The following is a 20,375-nucleotide window of genomic DNA, read 5'->3' on the forward strand; positions in this document are numbered from 1 at the left end:
GCAGCATCACCGCTCGATGAGCGGTGATGCACACCTCGAAGCTCCGGAATCGATTTATCCAGCCGCTGCCATAAGCCGCTGGATTTTCGCCATATCTTCGCGAAACCGCGCCAGCTCCTCGGCTTTCAGCCGCTCGTCGGGAATACGCAGCAGGTAGGAAGGATGCACCGTCACGAAGAGCGTTCGCCTGTCGTCGATCGCAATGGCTTTCCCCCTGACATCCTGCAACCGCTGCTTCGCATCGGTCAGCGCCGCCAGCGCCGTCGCTCCCATGGCAACGATGAGCTTCGGTTTGACCAGCGCCATCTCCAGATCGAGCCACCAGCGGCAATGGTTCACCTCGCCCATATTGGGCTTCTGGTGGATACGACGCTTGCCGCGCGGCTCATATTTGAAATGCTTGACGGCATTGGTGACATAGAGCCGCGAGCGGTCGATCCCCGCTTCTGCGATCACCTGATCCAGCAGCCGGCCGGCCGGACCGACGAAGGGACGCCCTGATATATCCTCCTGGTCGCCTGGCTGCTCGCCGACGAACATCACCTCGGCATCGCGTGGCCCCTCCCCGAATACGGTTTGCGTCGCCGTCGCATGCAGCGGACAGCGGGTACAGACGGCAGCGTCCGCGCGCAGCGCTTCCAGCGTGCCCGCCGGCGCTTCGGGCACGACAGGAATATCGCGCGCGGCCTCCTGCAAGCGATCGTGGAAGGGCAGTGACTGCGTCGCCTCCCGTGCGGCCATGGCCCGCACCTTGCTCTCCGCCGAGGCGATCAGCCCGGGGATGAGATCGGCTTCCGGCAGGTTCTTCCAGTATTTTTTCGGCATCTCCGACTGCATCGCCTTCAGCTTCAATCGCGCTGGGTTGAAGATACTGGCGTAATAGGTGCGCCATAGTTCATCGGTGGTATCGGTGAGATTGGGCTTTTCACACGGCGCGTCGTTTAGCATCAGCCGCTCGCCGTCCCAGGCGGCTGACCCTTTGGGCGTGGCGATCAGCCAGTCCATGTCGGTGAAGCGTCGTTGGAAGAAGGGCGCTGTGCGCCTGACGATATGGTGGTCCGGCTCGAACCAGGCGAGGAATTTCCGACGGTCTGCCGATACCGCACCCACTTCCTTGAAGCGGACGAAAGCCGTCATCTTGTGCGCGTCGCGTCGAACGTTTTTCGCCATCAGCCTGGCACGGACAACGTCCTCGTCGGAGGCCACTTCGAGCAGCTGCCGGTCCAGCTGCAGCCGCCAGAGCAACCGGTAAAGCAGGGAAAACCGCACCGGATCGGAATGGCAGAGAACGGTCTCGGCAAGATCGATGAAGGCGGTCGGCACTATCATCGGCTTGCGTGCCATGATCGGCGCCGGCGGCATGGCGTCGCGCTGAAAAGCGAGATCGGCCTCTTCATCTTTTTCGCGCCAATCGATCTCTTCAGGCGATATGCCGGCGGCAGCAAAGGCCCGCGCGGCATCACGCCATTCGGCAAGATCCCCGCGTCCTGCCAGCACGACCCGGCGCATCACAGCAACGACAATTGTTCAGGTTGCGGCTCGAACATGGCGCGAAGGTCGGGGCGGTCGATCAGACGGCGCGGCGACCAGCCTTCCGCTGAAATAAAGGACTGGACCTTCTTGATCGAAATGCCGAGCCGCTGGAGATCGTCGATCCGCAGGCGGCGAAAACGGCGAGCCGAAACGATCGCTTTGACGGTCTTGGTGCCGAGACCGGGCACGCACAGCAACCGCTCGCGCTCGGCTTTGTTGATATCGACAGGAAATTCGGCCCTGTTGGCGAGCGCCCAGGCAAGTTTCGGGTCGAGGGTGAGATCGAGCATGCCTCCCGCCTGGTTCGCGGTGATCTCATCGATGCCGAAACCGTAGAATCGGTAGAGCCAGTCGGCCTGATAAAGCCGGTGTTCACGCATCAGCGGCGGCTTGATCAGCGGCAGGTTTTTCGACGAATCCGGGATCGGGCTGAAGGCGGAATAATAGACGCGCTTCAGGCCATAGCTGCTGTAAAGCCGGCCGCTGGTGGCAAGGATCGTCGCGTCGTTGGCGCCATCGGCGCCGACGATCATCTGCGTGCTCTGACCGGCCGGCACAAAACGCTGACGCTTCTTCGTCCGCAGCGTCGGCTCGCCGGCGGCCTCGATCTTCAGCCTCAGATCCCCCATCGATCGCCTTATATTGGCGGGCTTCTTTTCCGGCGCGAAACGGGTAATGCCGCTATCCGTTGGCAACTCGATATTGAGGGACAGCCTGTCGGCATGAAGCCCCGCCTCCTCGATCAGATGCGGTGATGCTTCAGGGATCGACTTCAGATGGATATAGCCGCGAAAATTATGCGTCACACGCAGTTCGCGGACGACGCGAACCATCTGTTCCATCGTGTAATCGGACGAACGAATGATGCCGGAAGAAAGAAACAGGCCCTCGATATAATTGCGGCGATAGAATTCCAGTGTCAGCCAGATGACCTCTTCAGGCGTAAAGCGCGCCCGTTCGACATTGCTCGACGAGCGATTGACGCAATAGGCGCAGTCGTAGATGCAGAAATTGGTCAGCAGTATTTTCAGCAGCGAAATGCACCGTCCATCCGGCGCATAGGCATGACAAATGCCGGATCCCTCGGTCGAACCGAGGCCGCCGCTTGCGTGAGAATCACGTTTCACCGTGCCGCTGGAAGCGCAGGAAGCGTCATATTTCGCAGCATCGGAAAGGATGGCCAAGCGTTCTGTTAGCGACTTCTTCATTAGTATGTTCACTATATGTTCTTATATGCAAAGTCAATGGGAGCGACGTCACCTTTGCCCATCTTTCAGGCGCGCCACCGGATGCCGCGGTGGGTTGCGTTTCGTTTATGCGAATTTTCTGGAAATCGGCCTTGGCGATCTGCTATAAGCACTTAACTAGGATTGTGGCACGGTTCCGAAGCTCCCCTTCGGGACCTGTTTTCTTTTGTGTCTGCGGCTGATTGCTCGAAAAGCACGGACGAGCGGATACAAGGAGTGAAGGACAGAAAAATGGTTGAAAAGGTACCGATGACACAGGGTGGTTTCGTCAAGCTGCAGGAAGAGCTGCGCTGGCGTCAGCAGGAGGAGCGCCCCCGAATCATCGAGGCGATCGCCGAAGCCCGTGCTCATGGCGACCTTTCCGAAAACGCCGAATATCACGCCGCCAAGGAAGCCCAGAGCCATAATGAAGGCCGCATCAGCGAACTGGAAGACCTGACGGCGCGTGCCGAGGTCATCGACCTCACGAAGATGTCGGGCGACAAGATCAAGTTCGGCGCCAAGGTGAAGCTCGTCGACGAGGACACCGAGGAAGAAAAGACTTATCAGATCGTTGGCGACCAGGAAGCCGACGTCAAGGCCGGCCGCATCTCCATCTCTTCGCCGATCGCCCGTGCGCTGATCGGCAAGGAAGTCGGCGACTCCATCGAGGTCAATGCGCCGGGCGGCTCCAAGGCCTACGAAATCCTCCAGGTTTCCTGGGGCTGATCGCCCGCCAGCCGCGAGACCTATCCCTTGCCCGATATGCGTGACGTCGAGATCATCGCGCCCAATTTCAAGCGCCGGCTCTCCGGCGTCACGTCGACCATTGTTCAGCTCATTCCCTGCCAGATCCGGCTCGGCATAAAGATCGCAACCCTTGGCCCCGGCCTGCCGGAAGGCCTGCCGAAACTGAGGTGGCGCCAGCTTCTTGGCCTCTGGCGCCCGCCGGCACGCCGGCGCCAGCGTGTCTGGCACGCGCGCCGCAACAACGAGATGGCCGTCGGCATCCTGCTTCGCCATCTCATGCGCATGCCGCTGAAGCTGCTCTTCACCTCGGCTGCCCAACGCCGCCACACCGCCTATACGAAATGGCTGATCCGCCGCATGGACGCCGTCATCGCGACCAGCGACCGTTCCGGCTCGTTCCTCGAGGTGCCGCACACGGTCATCCAGCACGGCGTCGACCTTGCCCTCTTTCATCCGCCGGAAACGGCAGAGGACGGCATCGCCGCCACCGGCCTGCCCGGACGCCATCTTATCGGCTGTTTCGGCCGCGTGCGCCACCAGAAGGGCACCGATCTTTTCGTCAAAGCGATGATCGAACTGCTGCCGCAGAATCCGGAATGGACAGCGATCGTCTCCGGCCGCGTGACGGCGGAGCATGCGGCATTCGGTGACAAGCTCAAGGCCGATGTCGCCGCCGCCGGGCTTAGCGACCGTATCCTCTTTCTCGGCGAAGTGCCCGATATCAAGATCTGGTATCGCCGCCTGACGCTTTACGTCGCGCCCTCCCGCAACGAGGGCTTCGGCCTGACGCCGCTTGAAGCCATGGCTTCGCGCACCGCGGTGGTGGCATCGGATGCGGGCGCCTACGCCGAGCTCATCGTTGAGGGCGAGACGGGTTCGGTCGTTGCCGCCGGCGATGGCGAGGCGCTGACGCGGGCAATCGCGCCCTATATCACCGATCCCGCCTTGGCGATTGCGCATGGCGAAAATGCGCTGCGGCATGTCAGGGCGAATTTCGCGCTGGAGAAGGAAGCAGGCGCGATCGCCGCCGTTTACAACAGCCTGCTCGGCGACAACCGCGGCTGAAGCAGAAAAGAGAAACGGCCCGCTGAAGAACGGGCCGCTGCAGGATTTTCAAGACTGTGAACGTCCTGGCCGATTACTCGGCCGGCTGGAGCCCGGCAGCCGGAGCGTCCTCGCTTGTCTGGCCGTCCAGCGCCGCGGCCAGCTGCGCCGTATCCAGCTCATTTTCCCAGCGTGCCACGACGATCGTTGCAACCGCATTGCCGACAAGGTTGGTCAGCGCCCGGCATTCCGACATGAAACGATCGATGCCGAGGATGAGCGCCATGCCGGCGACCGGTACGGAGGGGACGACGGAGAGCGTCGCTGCCAGGGTGATGAAGCCGGCGCCGGTGATGCCTGCGGCACCCTTGGAGCTCAGCATCGCCACCAGGAGCAGCAGGATCTGGTCACCCCAGGAGAGATGGATGCCGGTTGCCTGGGCAATGAAGAGTGCAGCCAGCGTCATGTAGATGTTGGTGCCGTCGAGATTGAAGGAATAGCCTGTGGGGATGACGAGGCCGACGACCGAGCGCTTGCAGCCGGCCTTTTCCATCTTGTTCATCAGGCCCGGAAGCGCCGCCTCCGAAGACGAGGTGCCGAGAACCAGCAGCAGCTCTTCCTTGATGTAGCGCAACAGCGCCACGATCGAGAAGCCGTTGTAGCGGGCGACGGCGCCGAGAACGATGAAGACGAAGAGCAGAGAGGTGACGTAGAAGGTGCCGATCAGCATGGCGAGGTTGGCGATCGATCCGACGCCGTACTTGCCGATGGTGAATGCCATGGCGCCGAAGGCGCCGATCGGGGCAGCCTTCATGAGGATGGCGACGAGCTTGAAGACGGGAGCCGTCAGGGAATTCAGGAAATTGACGACCTGCTCGCCCTTTTCGCCGACCATGGCGAGCGCGATGCCGAAGAGCACCGAGAAGAACAGGACCTGCAGAATATCGCCATCGGCAAAGGCGCCGACAATCGTCGTCGGGATGATATTGGTGAGGAAGCCGACGATGCTCTGCTCATGCGCCTTGGCGGCAAAGGTGGCGACGGCGGCCGGATCCAGCGAGGCCGGATCGATGTTCATGCCGGCGCCAGGCTGGACGACGTTGGCGACGATCAGGCCGATGATGAGCGCCAATGTCGAGAAGGTCAGGAAGTACAGCATCGCCTTGCCGGCGACACGGCCAACCTTCTGCAGATCGCTCATGCCGGCAATGCCGGTCGCGACGGTCAGGAAGATGACCGGGGCGATGATCATCTTGACGAGCTTGATGAAGGCATCGCCGAGCGGCTTCAGCTGGGTGCCGAGTTCGGGGTAGAAATGGCCGAGAAGGATACCCGCAGCAATGGCCACGAGAACCTGAACGTAAAGATGGCTATAAAAGGGCTTCTTGCCCTTGCTGCCTGCGACTGCATCGAGTGGTGCTGCGATCATGATGTCCTCCTAATGGCTCGCCCGGAACGAACTCCGGCCTCCCGAGCCGTTCGCTTCAAGTCCAACAGCTCAGCCGTTGTTGCCATCTCCTTCGCAATCACCGTGCCAGTTTCACGCCGACCAACCAACAGATTGAATTTATTAATGAAAAATTTACGGGGCTGCTGACAGCTAATTAAGCAATGCGGAAATCCGCACAAATCCATTTGCGTTTCGTGCAGAAAAATGCACAAATCCGCCATGTCCGTGTCGCCGAAATTGTGGCCTTCCCTGCCCCTGCAGCACCGCATCCACCGGATGTGGTGGACCTATGCCGTGTTCGCCCTCCTCGCCGTCGTCGCAAGCCTCTGGGCTGGCGGCGAGATCGGCCGGCACCGGGCGGAGGCCGCCCTTGAGGAACAGGCCCGCATGGATGCGAGACTGAATGCGGCTTTGCTGCGCACGGTTCTCGAAAAATACCGGGCGCTTCCCTTCGTTCTGTCGCAGGACGCAGCACTCGCCGCGGCGCTGGCCGGAAAGGATGCCGGCGCGTTCGAGCGGCTCAGTCAGAAGCTGGAAAATTTGGCGGCGGGCACGAAGGCCGCCGTCATCTATGTCATCGACAAGGACGGCATGGCGGTTTCGGCCAGCAACTGGCGCGAACCGACGAGCTTCGTCGGCAATGACTACCGCTTCCGCGAGTATTTCCAAGGGGCAGTCGAACGAGGACAGGCCGAGCACTTCGCACTTGGCACGGTCAGCAAGAAGCCGGGCCTCTATATCTCCCAGCGGATTTCGGGCAGCAATGGCCTGCTGGGTGTCGTCGTGGTCAAGGTCGAATTCGACGACGTCGAGGCGGATTGGAATGCCTCGGGCACCCCGTCCTATGTCGTTGACGAGCGCGGCATCGTCCTCATCACCAGTCTTCCATCATGGCGGTTCATGACGATCGGCCGGATCGCCGAAGACCGGCTGACTGCGATCCGCGAAAGCCTTCAATTCGGCGCTGCGCCGCTTCAGCCCCTGCCGCTCGATCTTATCAGGAACCTCGGGGACGGCCTTGACGTCGTTGAGATCGTCATGCCCGGCGATGCCGGAAAAACCAGGTTTCTCGATGTCGGGATGCCGGTTCCGGCCACCGGATGGCAGCTGCAGCATCTCGTGACGCTCGGGCCGTCCGTCGATGCGGGAATTCGCGAAGCCCGCATGCTGGCCTTGCTCATCCTCTTGCCGCTGTTGGCCGCAGCAGCCTTCCTGTTGCGCCGCCGGCATGCGATCACCCTGCGGATATCCAGAGAACAGCAGGCGCGGGAGGAACTGGAACGGCGGGTAGTCGAGCGGACGCTGGATCTCAGCCAGGCGCGGGACCGGCTGCAGGCCGAAATCATCGGCCATAAGAGCACAGAGCAGAAGCTGCAGGCGGTGCAGCAGGATCTGGTGCAGGCCAACCGGCTGGCCATCCTGGGCCAGGTGGCGGCCGGCGTCGCTCATGAGATCAATCAGCCGGTGGCGACCATCCGTGCCTATGCAGACAATGCCCGCACCTTCCTCGATCGCGGCCAGGCGGCGCCAGCCGGCGAAAATCTCGAAAGCATTGCGGCGCTGACGGAGCGCATAGGTGCGATCACCGAAGAGCTGAAGACCTTTGCCCGCAAAGGCCGAGGCAGCGCCGAACCGACAGGATTGAAGGACGTCATCGAGGGTGCTGTGATGCTGTTGCGCAGCCGGTTTGCCGGGCGAATGGATTTGCTCGACATCGACTTGCCGCCGCCTGAGCTGCAGGTGATGGGAAACCGGATCCGTCTCGAACAGGTGCTGATCAACTTGCTTCAGAATGCCCTGGAGGCGGTGGCGCCGAAGGCCGGAGAGGGCCGCGTCGAGGTCAGAACGTCAGCCGATGCGGAGATGATAACGGTGACGGTCGCCGACAACGGCCCCGGCATTCCGCCTGACATTCGCAAAGGCCTGTTCACCCCGTTCAACACCTCGAAAGAGAGCGGTCTCGGTCTCGGGCTGGTCATCTCCAAGGATATCGTCGGCGATTACGGCGGCCGGATGGAGGTCGTCAGCGACAGCGGGGGAAGCCGCTTCATCGTTCATCTGAGGAAGGCTTGAGCTCATGGACACACTGAGCCCCGTTGCGCTGATCGACGACGACAAGGATTTGCGCCGCGCCACCGCCCAGACGCTCGAACTCGCCGGTTTCACCGTGTCCGCCTATGACGGGGCGAAAGCCGCATTGGCGGACCTGCCGGCCGACTTCGCCGGCCCCGTCGTCACCGATATCCGCATGCCGGAGATCGATGGACTGCAACTCTTCGCCACGCTGCAGGGCATGGATGCCGACCTGCCGGTGATCCTGATGACCGGCCACGGCGATATTCCGATGGCCGTTCAGGCGATCCAGGACGGCGCCTATGATTTCATCGCCAAACCCTTCGCGGCCGATCGGCTCGTCCAAAGCGTGCGTCGCGCCAGCGAGAAGCGGCGGCTTGTTCTGGAGAACCGCATGCTGCGCAAAGCAGCCGAGGATGCGCAGGAGAACTTGCCGCTGATCGGCCAGACGCCTGTCATGGAAAACTTGAGAAACATTCTTCGCCATATCGCCGATACCGATGTGGACGTGCTGGTCGCCGGCGAAACGGGCAGCGGCAAGGAAGTGGTTGCCCAGATCCTGCATCAGTGGAGCCACCGCCGGAAGGGCAATTTCGTGGCGCTCAACTGTGGCGCTCTGCCCGAAACCGTCATCGAAAGCGAACTGTTCGGCCACGAAGCCGGCGCCTTTACCGGCGCTCAGAAGCGCCGCACGGGCCGCATCGAACATGCAAGCGGCGGCACGCTTTTCCTCGACGAGATCGAGAGCATGCCGGCCGCCACGCAGGTCAAGATGCTGCGAGTGCTGGAGATGCGCGAGATCACGCCGCTCGGCACCAACGAGGTGCGCCCGGTCGATCTTCGCGTTGTCGCGGCTGCCAAGATCGACCTCGGGGATCCCTCGGTGCGCGGCGATTTTCGCGAGGATCTCTATTACAGGCTGAATGTGGTGACGATCTCCATTCCGCCGCTGCGAGAACGCCGCGACGATATTCCGCTGCTGTTCTCCCATTTCGCCGCCCGTGCCGCGGAGCGGTTTCGCCGCGAGGTCCCGCCGCTTTCGCCCGGTGTGCGGCAGCATCTCGCCTCGCATACATGGCCCGGCAATGTCCGCGAACTCTCGCATTATGCCGAACGCGTGGTGCTTGGTGTGGAAGGCGGTGGAGCGGCAGTGGTCCCTGCGCAGCCGGCGGGCGCCACGCTTCCCGAACGACTGGAACGCTACGAGGCGGAGATCATCCGCGACACGCTGTCGGCCAATGACGGCGACGTGCGCCGCACCATCGAAGCGCTCGGTATTCCGAGAAAGACGTTCTACGACAAGCTCCAGCGCCACGGCATCAACCGGGGCGGCTATATCTCGCGCAAGTAATGGACGGGAGCAATTGGGAGTCTAGACTTCCACCAGTCCCAGCTTCTTCACCTGCCGGATCGTCAGCATGGTGCGCACGGTATCGACATGTTCGTTCGCCGTCAGCACCTCGATGACGAAATCCTGGAAGCGGGTGAGGTTCTCCGCCACGCAATGCAGCAGGAAATCGCTGTCGCCGGAGACCATCCACGCCTGGCGCACCAGCGGCCATTCGGTGGTGGCGGCGGCAAAAGCCTTGAGATTGCCTTCCGACTGGTGCTTGAGGCCAACCATGCAGAAAGCGACGAGGTCGAAGCCGAGCTTCGGGCTGTTCAGCATCGCGTGATAGCCCTCGATGATGCCGGCTTCCTCGAGCTTGCGCACCCGGCGCAGGCAGGGCGGCGCCGAGATGCCGACGCGATCGGCGAGCTCCACATTGGTCATGCGGCCGTCGGCCTGCAGCTCCCGGAGTATCTTTATGTCGATGACGTCGAGTTCGGCGCGACCCACATCATTGCCTTTCTTTAATTCTCCGCGGGGAGCTTCTATATAAAGCGGCGGAATACGCAAGAATGTTTCACGCCGATGACGGATTCTTGCACATCCTGGCGATTTGCCTTGTTGGTAACGCAAGGCTGCCCTTGAATAAAAGCATTGGACGTTCATAAATGGCCCATGGACCGCGAAACGGCCGCAATCACCACTTAGCCGCCGCCCTCCTGCCAGTCGAAAGGAAATGACATGCCCGCCCGCCATACCAAGGTGCTCATCATCGGTTCCGGACCCGCAGGCTATACTGCCGCGGTCTATGCCGCGCGCGCCATGCTGAAACCGGTTTTGATCGCCGGTCTCGAACAGGGCGGCCAGCTGATGATCACCACCGATGTCGAGAATTATCCGGGCTTTGCCGATCCGATCCAGGGTCCCTGGCTGATGGAACAGATGCTGCAGCAGGCAAAACATGTCGGCGCCGAGATCGTCAACGATCTCGTGACCGAAGTCGACATGAACCAGCGTCCCTTCGTCGCCCGCACCGACAGCGGCCAGGTCTGGACCGCGGATACACTGATCATCGCCACCGGCGCCAAGGCCAAATGGCTCGGCATCGAGAGCGAACAGCATTTCCAGGGATTCGGCGTTTCGGCTTGCGCCACCTGCGACGGCTTCTTCTATCGCAACAAGGATGTGATCGTTGTCGGCGGCGGCAACAGCGCCGTCGAAGAGGCGCTCTATCTCTCCAACATCGCCAAGTCGGTCACCGTAGTGCACCGCCGCGATTTCTTCCGGGCCGAGAAGATCCTGCAGGAGCGTCTGTTCTCCAAGGACAATGTCAAGGTGCTGTGGAACACCGAAGTGGCAGAGATCACCGGCACGCCGGCCAAGCCGCCGATGCCGCAATCCGTATCCGGCGCCCGCCTGCGCGACACGCGTACCGGGGCGATCACCGAGGTTACGATCGACGGCGTCTTCGTCGCCATCGGCCACGCGCCGGCAACCGAGCTCTTCAAGGACAAACTGAAGCTGAAGGACAATGGCTATCTCTGGACCGCACCGGATTCGACCGCGACCAGCCTGGAGGGGGTGTATGCTGCGGGCGACGTGACCGACGACACGTTCCGCCAGGCGATCACCGCCGCCGGCCTGGGCTGCATGGCAGCACTGGAAGCCGAGCGATATCTGACGGGCCACATGCCCGTCGCCGTGGCCGCGGAGTAAGATCGGCATGAGGGGTGGGGGAATGCCATTGGATTGGGACAAGCTGCGTATTTTCCACGCAGCTGCCGAGGCGGGTTCGTTCACGCATGCGGCGGATAAACTGCATCTGTCCCAATCCGCCATCAGCCGCCAGGTAAGCGCGCTGGAGCAGGATGTCGGCACCAAGCTGTTTCACCGCCATGCGCGCGGCCTGATTCTGACGGAGCAGGGCGAACTGCTTTATCGCACCGCCCACGACGTGCTGCTGAAGCTCGAAACCGTCAAGATGCAGCTCACCGAGACGACCGAGACGCCGTCCGGCAAGCTGCGCGTCACGACGACGGTCGGTCTCGGCCAGGGCTGGCTGACCGACAAGATCCAGGAATTCCTGCAGCTCTATCCCGATGTGCAGATCCAGCTGATCCTCGACAACGAGGAAGTGGATGTGAACATGCGCCATGCCGACTGCGCGATTCGCCTGCGCCAGCCGCAGCAATCCGACCTCATCCAGCGCAAGCTCTTCACCGTGCACATGCACGTCTATGCGGCTCCGTCCTATATCAACCGCCATGGCGAGCCGCAGAAGATCGAGGATCTCGACAATCACCGCATCATCACCTTCGGCGAGCCGGCGCCGAGCTACCTGCTCGACGTCAACTGGCTGGAGGTCGCTGGCCGCTCGTCCGACAACAAGCGCATCCCGCATCTGCAGATCAACAGCCAGACCTCGATCAAGCGAGCCGCCCTGCTCGGCATCGGCGTCGCCTGCCTGCCGGATTACATCGTCGGTCGCGACCCCGGCCTGATTCAGCTGGCGATCAATGCCGACGTCCCCTCCTTCGATACGTATTTCTGCTATCCCGATGAAATCAAGAACGCCGCCAAGCTGAAGGCCTTCCGCGATTTCATCGTCAGCAAGGCTAGAAACTGGAACTTTTAAGCCCGATTTTGTCGACGTTTTGCATACTATGCAGAAGGCGCATGACTGGCATGCACAAATGAGGGTTGCCGTTTGCCCATTAAACCACCATATCGCACATAGCTGATGCACATGGTGGCTTTTCCTCCCAGTTCCACCGCATTAGCTGTTCCCCTCTGGAGGTTTTTGACCTTCACACTTATAAGGGCCCTGGTTTTCCAGTGGCCCTCTTTTTTTGCCTTGCTTGCCCAGGGAAATGCCGCACCGCAAAAAAATTGTGCGGCGCATAGCAGACATGCACAAAAAAGCATTGAAACCTGCTCAAGGAAGCACCATATCCATCTCAGCTGATGCATCTTGTGGTTTCTCTCCCAGTACCACCGCATTAGCTGTTCCCCTCTGGAGGTTTTTGACCTTCACAATTACAAGGGCCCTGGTTTTCCGGTGGCCCTCTTTTTTTGCCCAAAAATTGCGCACCCACTAAAAGCCGCCACCTCACGCCTCCGTGATTTGCATATCGAGTTGCGACGATCAATATATCGGTCAAACACGATTTATAGTTCGGCGAACGACGATGGACAAAGACGAGATTATCAAGGCACTCGCTCATCCCGCCCGGATGGACATTCTGAACTGGCTGAAAAACCCCGAGCAACATTTCCCCTCGCAGGAGCACCCTTTCGAAATGGGTGTCTGCGCCAGTCAGTTCGAGCGCTGCGGCCTGTCGCAGTCGACGGTCTCGGCTCATCTCGGGACGCTGCATCGCGCCGGCCTCGTCACCACCAAACGCGTCGGCCAGTGGATCTTCTACAAGCGAAACGAAGAAACGATCGCCGCTTTTCTCAAGCAACTGACGCAGGACCTTTAGAATGCCCCTCGCCCTCCTCGTTCTCGCCTTGAGCTCGTTTGCGATAGGCACCACCGAATTCGTCATCATGGGTTTGCTGCCTGAGGTCGCCGCCGATCTGTCGGTGACGATCCCGCAGGCCGGATGGCTGGTAACCGGTTATGCGCTGGCGGTCGCGATCGGCGCACCCGTGATGGCCGTTTCGACTGCGAAGCTGAAGCGCCGCACCGCCCTGATTGCGCTGATGGCCTTCTTCATCGCCGGCAACCTGCTGTGCGCTCTGGCGAGCGGCTACTGGGTGCTGATGATCGCCCGCATCGTGACCGCGCTTTGCCACGGCGCCTTCTTCGGCATCGGCTCGGTCGTCGCCGCCGGACTGGTCGCCGAAGACCGCAAGGCTCGCGCCGTCGCGCTGATGTTCACCGGCCTGACGCTTGCCAATGTTCTCGGCGTGCCGCTCGGCACCGCGATCGGCCAGGCCTATAGCTGGCGCGCCACCTTCGGTGTCGTCACCGTCATCGGCATCGTCACTATATCAGGCCTGATCGCCATTTTGCCGAGGGACAAGCAGCAGGAAAACGGCAGCATCCTGCGCGAGATCGCGGCACTCCGGAATGGCGGCCTGTGGCTGGCGCTCTCCACCACCGTCTTCTTCGCCGCCTCGATGTTCGCCCTCTTCACCTATATCGCGCCGCTGCTGCGCGACGTCACCGGCGTGTCGCCCGAAGGCGTCACCTGGACGCTGTTCCTGATCGGCCTCGGGCTGACCGTCGGCAACCTCGTCGGCGGCAAGCTTGCCGACTGGCGGCTCGGCGCGACGCTTGCCGGCGTCTTTGCCGCGATCGCCATCACCTCGATCGCCTTCAGCTATACGAGCCGCTTCTTCATCCCGGCCGAAATCACCCTCTTCCTTTGGGCACTGGCAAGCTTTGCCGCCGTGCCGGCGCTTCAGGTCGGCGTCGTCGGCTTCGGCAAGGACGCCCCGAATCTTGTTTCGACGATCAACATCGGCGCCTTCAACACCGGCAATGCGCTCGGCGCCTGGGTCGGCGGCCTGGTCATCGACGCGGGCTTCGATCTCACCCGCGTTCCACTCGCCGCAGCCTTGATGGCCCTAATCGGCCTCGGCGCGACGGTGCTCACCTATCTCTCCGCCAGGGGCCGAGCCGCCCTCGCTCCTGCCGAGTGATCCTCCCGCAAAAGAAAGGACCATCATGGCCAAGCTTTTCGAACCCACGAAAGTCGGCGACATCCCCGTCAAGAACCGCATCGTCATGGCGCCGCTGACCCGCAACCGCTCGCCGGGCGCAATCCCCAACGACCTCAACGTCGAATATTACCGCCAGCGCGCCAGCGCCGGCCTGATCATCACCGAAGCGACAGCCATCACACATCAAGGCCAGGGTTATGCCAATGTGCCGGGTCTCTATACCAAGGAGGCTCTCGACGGCTGGAAGCGCGTCACCGACGCGGTCCATGCTGCTGGCGGCAAGATCGTCGTGCAGATGTGGCATGTCGGACGCATCTCGCACACGACGCTGCAGCCGAACGACGGCAAGCCGGTTTCCTCGACCAACCGCGTCGCCAAGGCCAAGACCTATCTGGTCAATGCCGACGGCACCGGCAGCTTCGCCGACACCTCCGAGCCGCGCGCGCTTGAAACCGCCGAAATTCCCGGCATTATCGAGGATTACCGCAAGGCCGCCCGGGCCGCGATCGACGCCGGCTTCGATGGTGTCGAGATCCACGGCGCCAACGGCTACCTGCTCGACCAGTTCATCCGCGACGGCGTCAACGACCGTAGCGATGCATATGGCGGCTCGATCGAAAACCGTGCCCGCCTGACCTTCGAAGTCGTCGATGCCGTGGTCAAGGAAATCGGCGCCGGCCGCACCGCGATCCGTATCTCGCCGGTGACGCCGTCCGGCGAAAGCTACGATTCCAATCCGCAGGCGACCTTTACACACATCGTCGAAGGCCTGGCCAAATACGACCTCGCCTATCTCCATGTCATCGAAGGCCAGACCGGCGGCGACCGTGACTACAAGCAGGGCGATAATCCCTCCTTCGAATACAAGGCGCTGCGCCAAGCTTACGAAAGGGCCGGCGGCAAGGCCGACTGGATGGTCAACAACGGCTACGACCGTGATCTGGCGATCGACACCGTCGAAAGCGGCCGCGCCGATCTCGTCGCCTTCGGCAAGCCCTTCATTGCCAATCCCGACCTCGTCGAGCGCCTGGAACACCATCTGCCGCTCAACACGCCCGACCAGTCGACCTTCTACGGCGGCACCGGCAAGGGCTATATCGACTATCCTATCCTCGAAAAAGTCGCCTGAGCCTTTTGCAATGCAAACCGCGAAATCCCGCCGAAAGGCGGGATTTCCATTTTCGATGCATCTTTGTAGCGTGTCGCCATGTTCGATTCTTATCTCCATCGCTGGTCGCTCATACAAGACGGCGAGCCGATCATCACCCATTCGAGCCTGTTGCTGCCGGTCCTCTGGCAGGATGGGCCCGCCATGTTGAAAGTGGCTGCCGATATCGACGAGCGATATGGCGCACTGCTGATGCAATGGTGGGATGGTGACGGCGCAGCCTATGTCTTCGCCCGTGAGGACGACGCCGTGCTGCTGGAAAGGGCGATGGGGAAACGCTCGCTGCTTGCCATGGCGATGAATGGTGAGGACGACGAGGCAAGCCGCATTCTCTGTCAGACAGCGGCACGGCTGCATGCGCCGCGCGAAAAACTGCTTCCCGATCCCGTGCCCCTCACCCGCTGGTTCCGCGATCTGGAGCCGGCAGCAGCCAAGCATGGCGGCACGCTTGCCGATTGTTCGGCGATCGCCAACGCCCTCCTTGCCGATCCGCGTGACGTCGCCATCCTTCACGGCGACATCCACCACGGCAATATCCTCGATTTCGAGTCGCGCGGCTGGCTGGCGATCGATCCGAAGCGGCTCCACGGCGAACGCGGCTTCGATTTCGCCAACATCTTCGCCAATGAGGAATTGCCAACGATCACCGATCCGGCTCGCTTCCGCCGCCAGCTCGCAGTCGTCTCAGCAGCGGCTGGGCTCGAGCCGAAACGGCTGCTGCAATGGATATCTGCCTATTCCGGCCTTTCCGCCGCCTGGTTCCTCGGCGATCCGAACATCGAGCAGGCAGAAAAAGCCCTGACGGTCGCCCGGATTGCGCTGGCCGAACTTCGGACCTAACGCATCTTTTCAGGCGAATGCCCGATAAAGGCGGTCGTCATGTCGCGATGCGGTTCAGGCAGGCAGCCAAGCGCCGCGAGCGAAGCCCTGACGGCCTCGTCGATCGGCGTCTGCGGCTCCCTTCCGAGCTCGGCCGTGAGCCTGGTGTTCCGCATCCGCGCCGGCACCTTCCAGAGATAACGCATCTCCTTGATCTCCCGCATCACAGGAACGAAGGGTGCTGCCAGCGGCACGATCCACCAGGGAAAGCCGGCGATCTTCGCCTTGCCGCCGGCGACGCGCTTGATCGCTTCGGCCATCTGCATGCCGTCCGCATCCCAGAAGCCCTCCATATGATAGACGGCGAAAGGCGGCAGCCGATCGGCCCGCTCGACGAGCTGGGCGATGGTTTCCGCCATGTCGGGCAGATAGGCCCATTGATGGCCGATGCCGCGCCGTGCGGGATTCCTGATCGTGCCGACCGGCTTACCGGGGGTTACGAGGCCAGACGAAAACCAGCTGTTACCAGTCGTGCCCGGACCGAAGAAATCCCCCGCCCTGACGATGATGACGCCGGCACCGGACTGCGAGGCGGCCTTCAGCCGCTTCTCCATGTCGACGCGGATCGCCCCTTTCTTCGTCACCGGATGCTGCGGGCTTTCCTCCGTCGGCGCCGGCAAGGCATCGGGGCCGAAATTATAGACGTTGCCCGGCAGCACAATGCGCGCGCCGACGGCGCGGGCGGCGGCGATTGTATTGTCGAGCATCGGCAGCACCAGCTTTTCCCAGTCGCGGTAGCCGGGCGGATTGACGGCGTGGACGATCAGGCCGACGCCTTCAGCCGCCCTCAGCACGTCACCGGCATTCATCGCATCGCCCTGCAGCCATTCGAAAGCCGGCTCGCGCCTCGACGCCTTGGCTGCATCACGGTTGAGCGCCCGGATGCGCCAGCCGCGCCCAAGCAGCTTGCGGGCAACCGCGCCGCCGATACCGCCGGTCGCGCCGAGGACGAGGGCCGTCATCTGCATTTCGCTGTTCATGACACTCATCTCCTTCGGTTGGATGAGAGGATCATGCCATCAGCAAGACATAAACAAAATTGACGAAATAGTGCATCTGCTATACAAAAATATATGAGCGTTGAACCAAGCTGGGATTTCTACCGCAGTTTCCTGACCGTGCTCCAGCAGGGATCGCTTTCAGCCGCCGCCCGAGAACTGGGGCTGACCCAGCCGACCATAGGCCGCCATGTCGATGCACTGGAACTGGCGATCGGCGCCGAACTCTTCACCCGCTCGCCGAATGGATTGCTGCCGACCGACGCCGCACTGGCGCTCAAGCCCTATGCCGAAACACTGGCGGCAACCGCTGCCGCCCTGTTGCGCACCGCATCCGGTGAGCGCGAACGCGTGGCTGGAACGGTCAGGGTCAGCGCCAGCGAAGTCATCGCGGTCGAGGTGCTGCCTGGGATTCTCGGACCGCTGCAGGAGACCTATCCCGACCTCCAGATCGAGCTCTCGGCTTCCGATATCATCGAGGACCTGGTGAACCGCGAGGCCGACATCGCCGTGCGCATGGCCGAGCCGCAGCAGGATGCGCTCCTCGTGCGCCGCATCGGCGATATCCCGCTCGGCTTTCACGCCCATCGCCGCTATCTCAGCCGATACGGCATTCCGCAAACCTTGGCTGACCTCGCAAACCACCGGCTGATCGGCTTCGACCGGCAGACGGCCTATGTACGCATGGTGATGAAACGCTATGCGGTGCCCGGCATCGAATTCTCCTACAGGACCGACAGCAACCTTGCCCAGCTTTCCGCAATCCGCGCCGGCGTCGGCATTGGCATCTGCCAGACCGGGCTTGCGCGGGAAAATCCTGACCTGGTGCACATCCTGCCCGATGCCTTCAAAATCCCGCTCGGTACGTGGGTGGCGATGCATGCGAGCCTGAAGACCTCGCCGCGCTGCCGCGCCACGTTCGACGCCCTGGTCAACGGTCTGCAGGACTATTACCGATATTCGACCAGCGCATAAGTGCGAAAATCGGAATCGATTTTCGGAAAGAATCATGCGCAAATTTCAAAGCAATAGGCTCCTTGGCACGTCCTGTCGGACGGGCGCTCCGGCGGGAAGGGAAAATGACGACGCACAACCCGGTTGAACTCGTGCCCCACGATCCGCAATGGCCCCAAGCCTTCCGGCGCATCCGCGACAGGTTGCTGGGCTTGCTGCCGCAGGCGCTCTCCATCGATCACATCGGCAGCACGTCCATACCCGGCATGACCGCCAAGCCGCTTATCGATATCGACATCATCCTTCCCGGCCTCGGGCATATCGAAGGCGCCACCCGCGTGCTTCTGGCAGAAGGCTACGAGCCGCGCGGCAACCGCTATGACGACGATGTCTGGGCGTTTTTGTCGAGAGGTTCAGTGCCGGCGGAGCGCGTCTATCTTTGCCCGCCCGGCAACAGCACCCATCGAAACAGGCTGGCTTTCCGGGATTATCTCATCGCGCATCCGCAAGCGGCGGCGGAGTATGCCGCGCTCAAACGCAGGCTGGCAGCCGAATTCAGGATGGACGGCGATCGCTATACCGCGCATAAGCGTGAATTCGTCGACGCGATCGTCGCGCGGGCATTGACGGGCAATCGGTAACTTCAAATGCCTGGCGAGGCCCCGGCCGCGTGACCTTTCCAGAGACCATCCACCACCTCGGTTTCCGGCCGGTCGCCGCCTTCGGCATATTCCTCATGCCACTTGCCGTTCTCGTCCTGCCAGCTGATCTCGGCGGAATCGCCGCCGACCTGCTGTTCGGCCGCGACGATGCGCGCAGCTTCGAGTGCCTCGGCATGGGTCGGAAATGCCTCGGAATAGACACCTCCCAGCCTGTAGGCCCAGCCGCCGTCATGCGGCACGACTTCGTAGACCACCTTGATCATGCATCCGTCTCCTCATCTTCTTGTTGCGCATTCGCACGCTTCCGGACAGGATCCGGATCATCGCGGCCGCTTGACGAGAATTCGAGGACGCCGCGATCTGCTTTCCGGCCCCGATGACGTTCAGTATTCCATTAAACGCCGAAGACTGCAAACGGGACTGGCCCCGGGCCTGCTTGATAGGCGAAATCAGTGACTTAGATAAAACGCATGAATCGGGACAGGAGCTCAGGCTTGGGGATCGCGTCACGCTTTAAAGAAGAAAAGTTTCTGGTCGTCGCACTTGTCGTTGCAGTGATCGCCTATCTCATGGAACACGCGGTGATCGAGATGGGGCGCGGCGTCGCGCTGATCGCAGCCGTCGCCCTGGTCGGCACCATTGTGCTCGCCTCTATCCGCGTCGCCCATCATGCCGAACTGCTCGCCGTCAAAGTCGGCGATCCCTACGGCACGATGATCCTGACCCTTTCGGCCGTCGCCGTCGAAGTCATCATCCTCGCCATCATGATGAGTGGCGAGAGTTCGCCGACGCTGGTGCGCGACACGATCTATTCCGCCCTAATGCTCGATATCAACGGCATTCTTGGCCTCGCCGCGCTGCTCGGCGGCCTCAAGCACGGCGAACAGCCCTATAACGATAACTCCGGCAAGACCTACGGCGTGATGATCCTCACCGCCATGGGCATCTCGATGATCGTGCCGGAATTCGTGCCCCGCGACAAATGGCACTATTATTCGGCCTTCACCATCGTCGCGATGATCGCGCTCTACGGCCTCTTCCTGCGCATGCAGGTCGGCCAGCACAGCTATTTCTTCAGCTATAGCTATCCGCGCTCCGAGCGGAAGAAAGAAAGTCCGGACGAGCACGCCCCCGACGAGTCGGCCGCGATCTCGATCGCCACCCTTCTCGTCGGCGTGGTCATCATCGGCCTGCTGGCGGAGTTCATGTCGGCCTTCATGGCCGAGGGGCTGCGCGACAGCGGCGCGCCGATCGCGGTGACCGCCGTCGTCGTCGCGGCGATTTCGGCCGCCCCCGAGATCCTGACGGCATTGAGGGCAGCCCTCAGGAACCGCATGCAGGCGACGGTCAACATCGCCATGGGCGCTTCACTGTCGACGGTGATCCTGACGGTACCCGTCATGGAGGCGATCGCGCTCTACACCGGCCAGCCCTTCATCATGGCCATGACCCCGGTGCAGACGGTAATGGTGACGATCACGCTGATTGCCGCGGCGATCAACCTCAACGACGGCGAGACCAACGCCATCGAGGGCATGACGCATTTCATCCTCTTTGCCACCTTCATCATGCTGACGGCGCTGGGACTTTGACGGTGGCGGCTGACATCGCCTTCTTGGCAGTTCACCCTTGTTGGC

Annotated in this window: 19 protein-coding genes; 13 read left to right on the forward strand and 6 right to left on the reverse strand. The window is 61.8% G+C overall.

The window, feature by feature from the left end:
- Positions 1–54 precede the first annotated feature (54 nt).
- Complete coding sequence (locus NE851_RS26605) at positions 55–1,509, reverse strand: UdgX family uracil-DNA binding protein (protein ID WP_254958870.1); 1,455 nt, start codon at positions 1,507–1,509, stop codon at positions 55–57.
- Positions 1,509–2,741 (reverse strand): putative DNA modification/repair radical SAM protein, encoded by a 1,233-nt coding sequence (locus tag NE851_RS26610; protein WP_254962450.1) that lies wholly within the window; start codon positions 2,739–2,741, stop codon positions 1,509–1,511. The genes NE851_RS26605 and NE851_RS26610 overlap by 1 nt, the downstream gene beginning before the upstream one ends.
- Before the next feature lie 270 nt (positions 2,742–3,011).
- On the opposite strand from NE851_RS26610, the gene greA reads away from it, so the two are divergent.
- Positions 3,012–3,488, forward strand: a complete 477-nt coding sequence (gene greA / locus NE851_RS26615) for a transcription elongation factor GreA (protein ID WP_017965278.1) — start codon at positions 3,012–3,014, stop codon at positions 3,486–3,488.
- A 27-nt stretch (positions 3,489–3,515) separates the two neighbouring features.
- The gene (locus NE851_RS26620) at positions 3,516–4,574 is read left to right on the forward strand and encodes a glycosyltransferase family 4 protein (RefSeq protein ID WP_082849685.1); all 1,059 of its coding nucleotides are present in this window, start codon (positions 3,516–3,518) and stop codon (positions 4,572–4,574) included.
- A gap of 73 nt (positions 4,575–4,647) precedes the next feature.
- Here the strand turns inward: NE851_RS26620 and NE851_RS26625 are convergent, their stop codons facing one another.
- Positions 4,648–5,982 carry a dicarboxylate/amino acid:cation symporter gene (locus NE851_RS26625; RefSeq protein ID WP_047611120.1) on the reverse strand — a complete coding sequence of 445 codons (1,335 nt, stop codon included), beginning with the start codon at positions 5,980–5,982 and terminating at the stop codon, positions 4,648–4,650.
- A 225-nt stretch (positions 5,983–6,207) separates the two neighbouring features.
- Here NE851_RS26625 and NE851_RS26630 point away from each other — a divergent pair, with 225 nt between their 5' ends.
- A complete protein-coding gene (locus NE851_RS26630; RefSeq protein WP_047611122.1) occupies positions 6,208–8,076 on the forward strand; it encodes an ATP-binding protein in 1,869 nt (622 codons plus the stop codon).
- A 4-nt stretch (positions 8,077–8,080) separates the two neighbouring features.
- Entirely contained in the window at positions 8,081–9,427 is a 1,347-nt protein-coding gene (locus NE851_RS26635; protein WP_183903200.1) for a sigma-54-dependent transcriptional regulator, read from the forward strand.
- Between the two features lie 21 nt (positions 9,428–9,448).
- On the opposite strand, the gene NE851_RS26640 is transcribed toward NE851_RS26635, so the two are convergent.
- Positions 9,449–9,916, reverse strand: coding sequence for an Lrp/AsnC family transcriptional regulator (locus tag NE851_RS26640; RefSeq protein ID WP_017994786.1), 468 nt, complete (start codon positions 9,914–9,916; stop codon positions 9,449–9,451).
- A 231-nt stretch (positions 9,917–10,147) separates the two neighbouring features.
- Between NE851_RS26640 and trxB the strand changes: the two genes are divergently transcribed.
- The 6 genes from trxB to NE851_RS26670 all read left to right on the forward strand — a co-directional run bounded on the left by trxB (position 10,148) and on the right by NE851_RS26670 (position 16,085).
- Positions 10,148–11,122, forward strand: coding sequence for a thioredoxin-disulfide reductase (trxB, locus tag NE851_RS26645; RefSeq protein WP_028758411.1), 975 nt, complete (start codon positions 10,148–10,150; stop codon positions 11,120–11,122).
- A gap of 22 nt (positions 11,123–11,144) precedes the next feature.
- Positions 11,145–12,041 carry a LysR family transcriptional regulator VtlR gene (locus NE851_RS26650; protein ID WP_003581089.1) on the forward strand — a complete coding sequence of 299 codons (897 nt, stop codon included), beginning with the start codon at positions 11,145–11,147 and terminating at the stop codon, positions 12,039–12,041.
- 553 nt (positions 12,042–12,594) lie between these two features.
- Positions 12,595–12,888 (forward strand): ArsR/SmtB family transcription factor, encoded by a 294-nt coding sequence (locus NE851_RS26655; protein WP_028758410.1) that lies wholly within the window; start codon positions 12,595–12,597, stop codon positions 12,886–12,888.
- Position 12,889: 1 nt separating this feature from the next.
- On the forward strand, positions 12,890–14,056 hold the full coding sequence (locus tag NE851_RS26660; protein WP_254958895.1) for an MFS transporter: 1,167 nt from the start codon (positions 12,890–12,892) through the stop codon (positions 14,054–14,056).
- 25 nt (positions 14,057–14,081) lie between these two features.
- Positions 14,082–15,206 (forward strand): alkene reductase, encoded by a 1,125-nt coding sequence (locus NE851_RS26665; RefSeq protein ID WP_047611133.1) that lies wholly within the window; start codon positions 14,082–14,084, stop codon positions 15,204–15,206.
- Positions 15,207–15,284: 78 nt separating this feature from the next.
- A complete protein-coding gene (locus tag NE851_RS26670; protein ID WP_047611136.1) occupies positions 15,285–16,085 on the forward strand; it encodes an aminoglycoside phosphotransferase family protein in 801 nt (266 codons plus the stop codon).
- Here the strand turns inward: NE851_RS26670 and NE851_RS26675 are convergent.
- On the reverse strand, positions 16,082–17,104 hold the full coding sequence (locus NE851_RS26675; RefSeq protein ID WP_127430187.1) for an NAD(P)H-binding protein: 1,023 nt from the start codon (positions 17,102–17,104) through the stop codon (positions 16,082–16,084). The genes NE851_RS26670 and NE851_RS26675 overlap by 4 nt on opposite strands.
- Before the next feature lie 93 nt (positions 17,105–17,197).
- On the opposite strand from NE851_RS26675, the gene NE851_RS26680 reads away from it, so the two are divergent.
- Together NE851_RS26680 and NE851_RS26685 are read left to right on the forward strand one after the other, a co-directional pair.
- Complete coding sequence (locus NE851_RS26680; RefSeq protein WP_063474547.1) at positions 17,198–18,097, forward strand: LysR family transcriptional regulator; 900 nt, start codon at positions 17,198–17,200, stop codon at positions 18,095–18,097.
- A 104-nt stretch (positions 18,098–18,201) separates the two neighbouring features.
- Positions 18,202–18,717 (forward strand): GrpB family protein, encoded by a 516-nt coding sequence (locus tag NE851_RS26685; RefSeq protein WP_028758404.1) that lies wholly within the window; start codon positions 18,202–18,204, stop codon positions 18,715–18,717.
- A 2-nt stretch (positions 18,718–18,719) separates the two neighbouring features.
- Here NE851_RS26685 and NE851_RS26690 read toward each other — a convergent pair whose 3' ends face one another.
- On the reverse strand, positions 18,720–19,001 hold the full coding sequence (locus NE851_RS26690; RefSeq protein WP_028758403.1) for a DUF2188 domain-containing protein: 282 nt from the start codon (positions 18,999–19,001) through the stop codon (positions 18,720–18,722).
- A 231-nt stretch (positions 19,002–19,232) separates the two neighbouring features.
- Between NE851_RS26690 and NE851_RS26695 the strand changes: the two genes are divergently transcribed.
- Positions 19,233–20,330, forward strand: coding sequence for a calcium:cation antiporter (locus NE851_RS26695; RefSeq protein ID WP_127430186.1), 1,098 nt, complete (start codon positions 19,233–19,235; stop codon positions 20,328–20,330).
- The last annotated feature ends 45 nt before the right edge of the window (positions 20,331–20,375 follow it).

Origin of the sequence: Rhizobium anhuiense bv. trifolii, from assembly GCF_024346605.1 — a bacterium.
Lineage (GTDB): Bacteria > Pseudomonadota > Alphaproteobacteria > Rhizobiales > Rhizobiaceae > Rhizobium > Rhizobium anhuiense.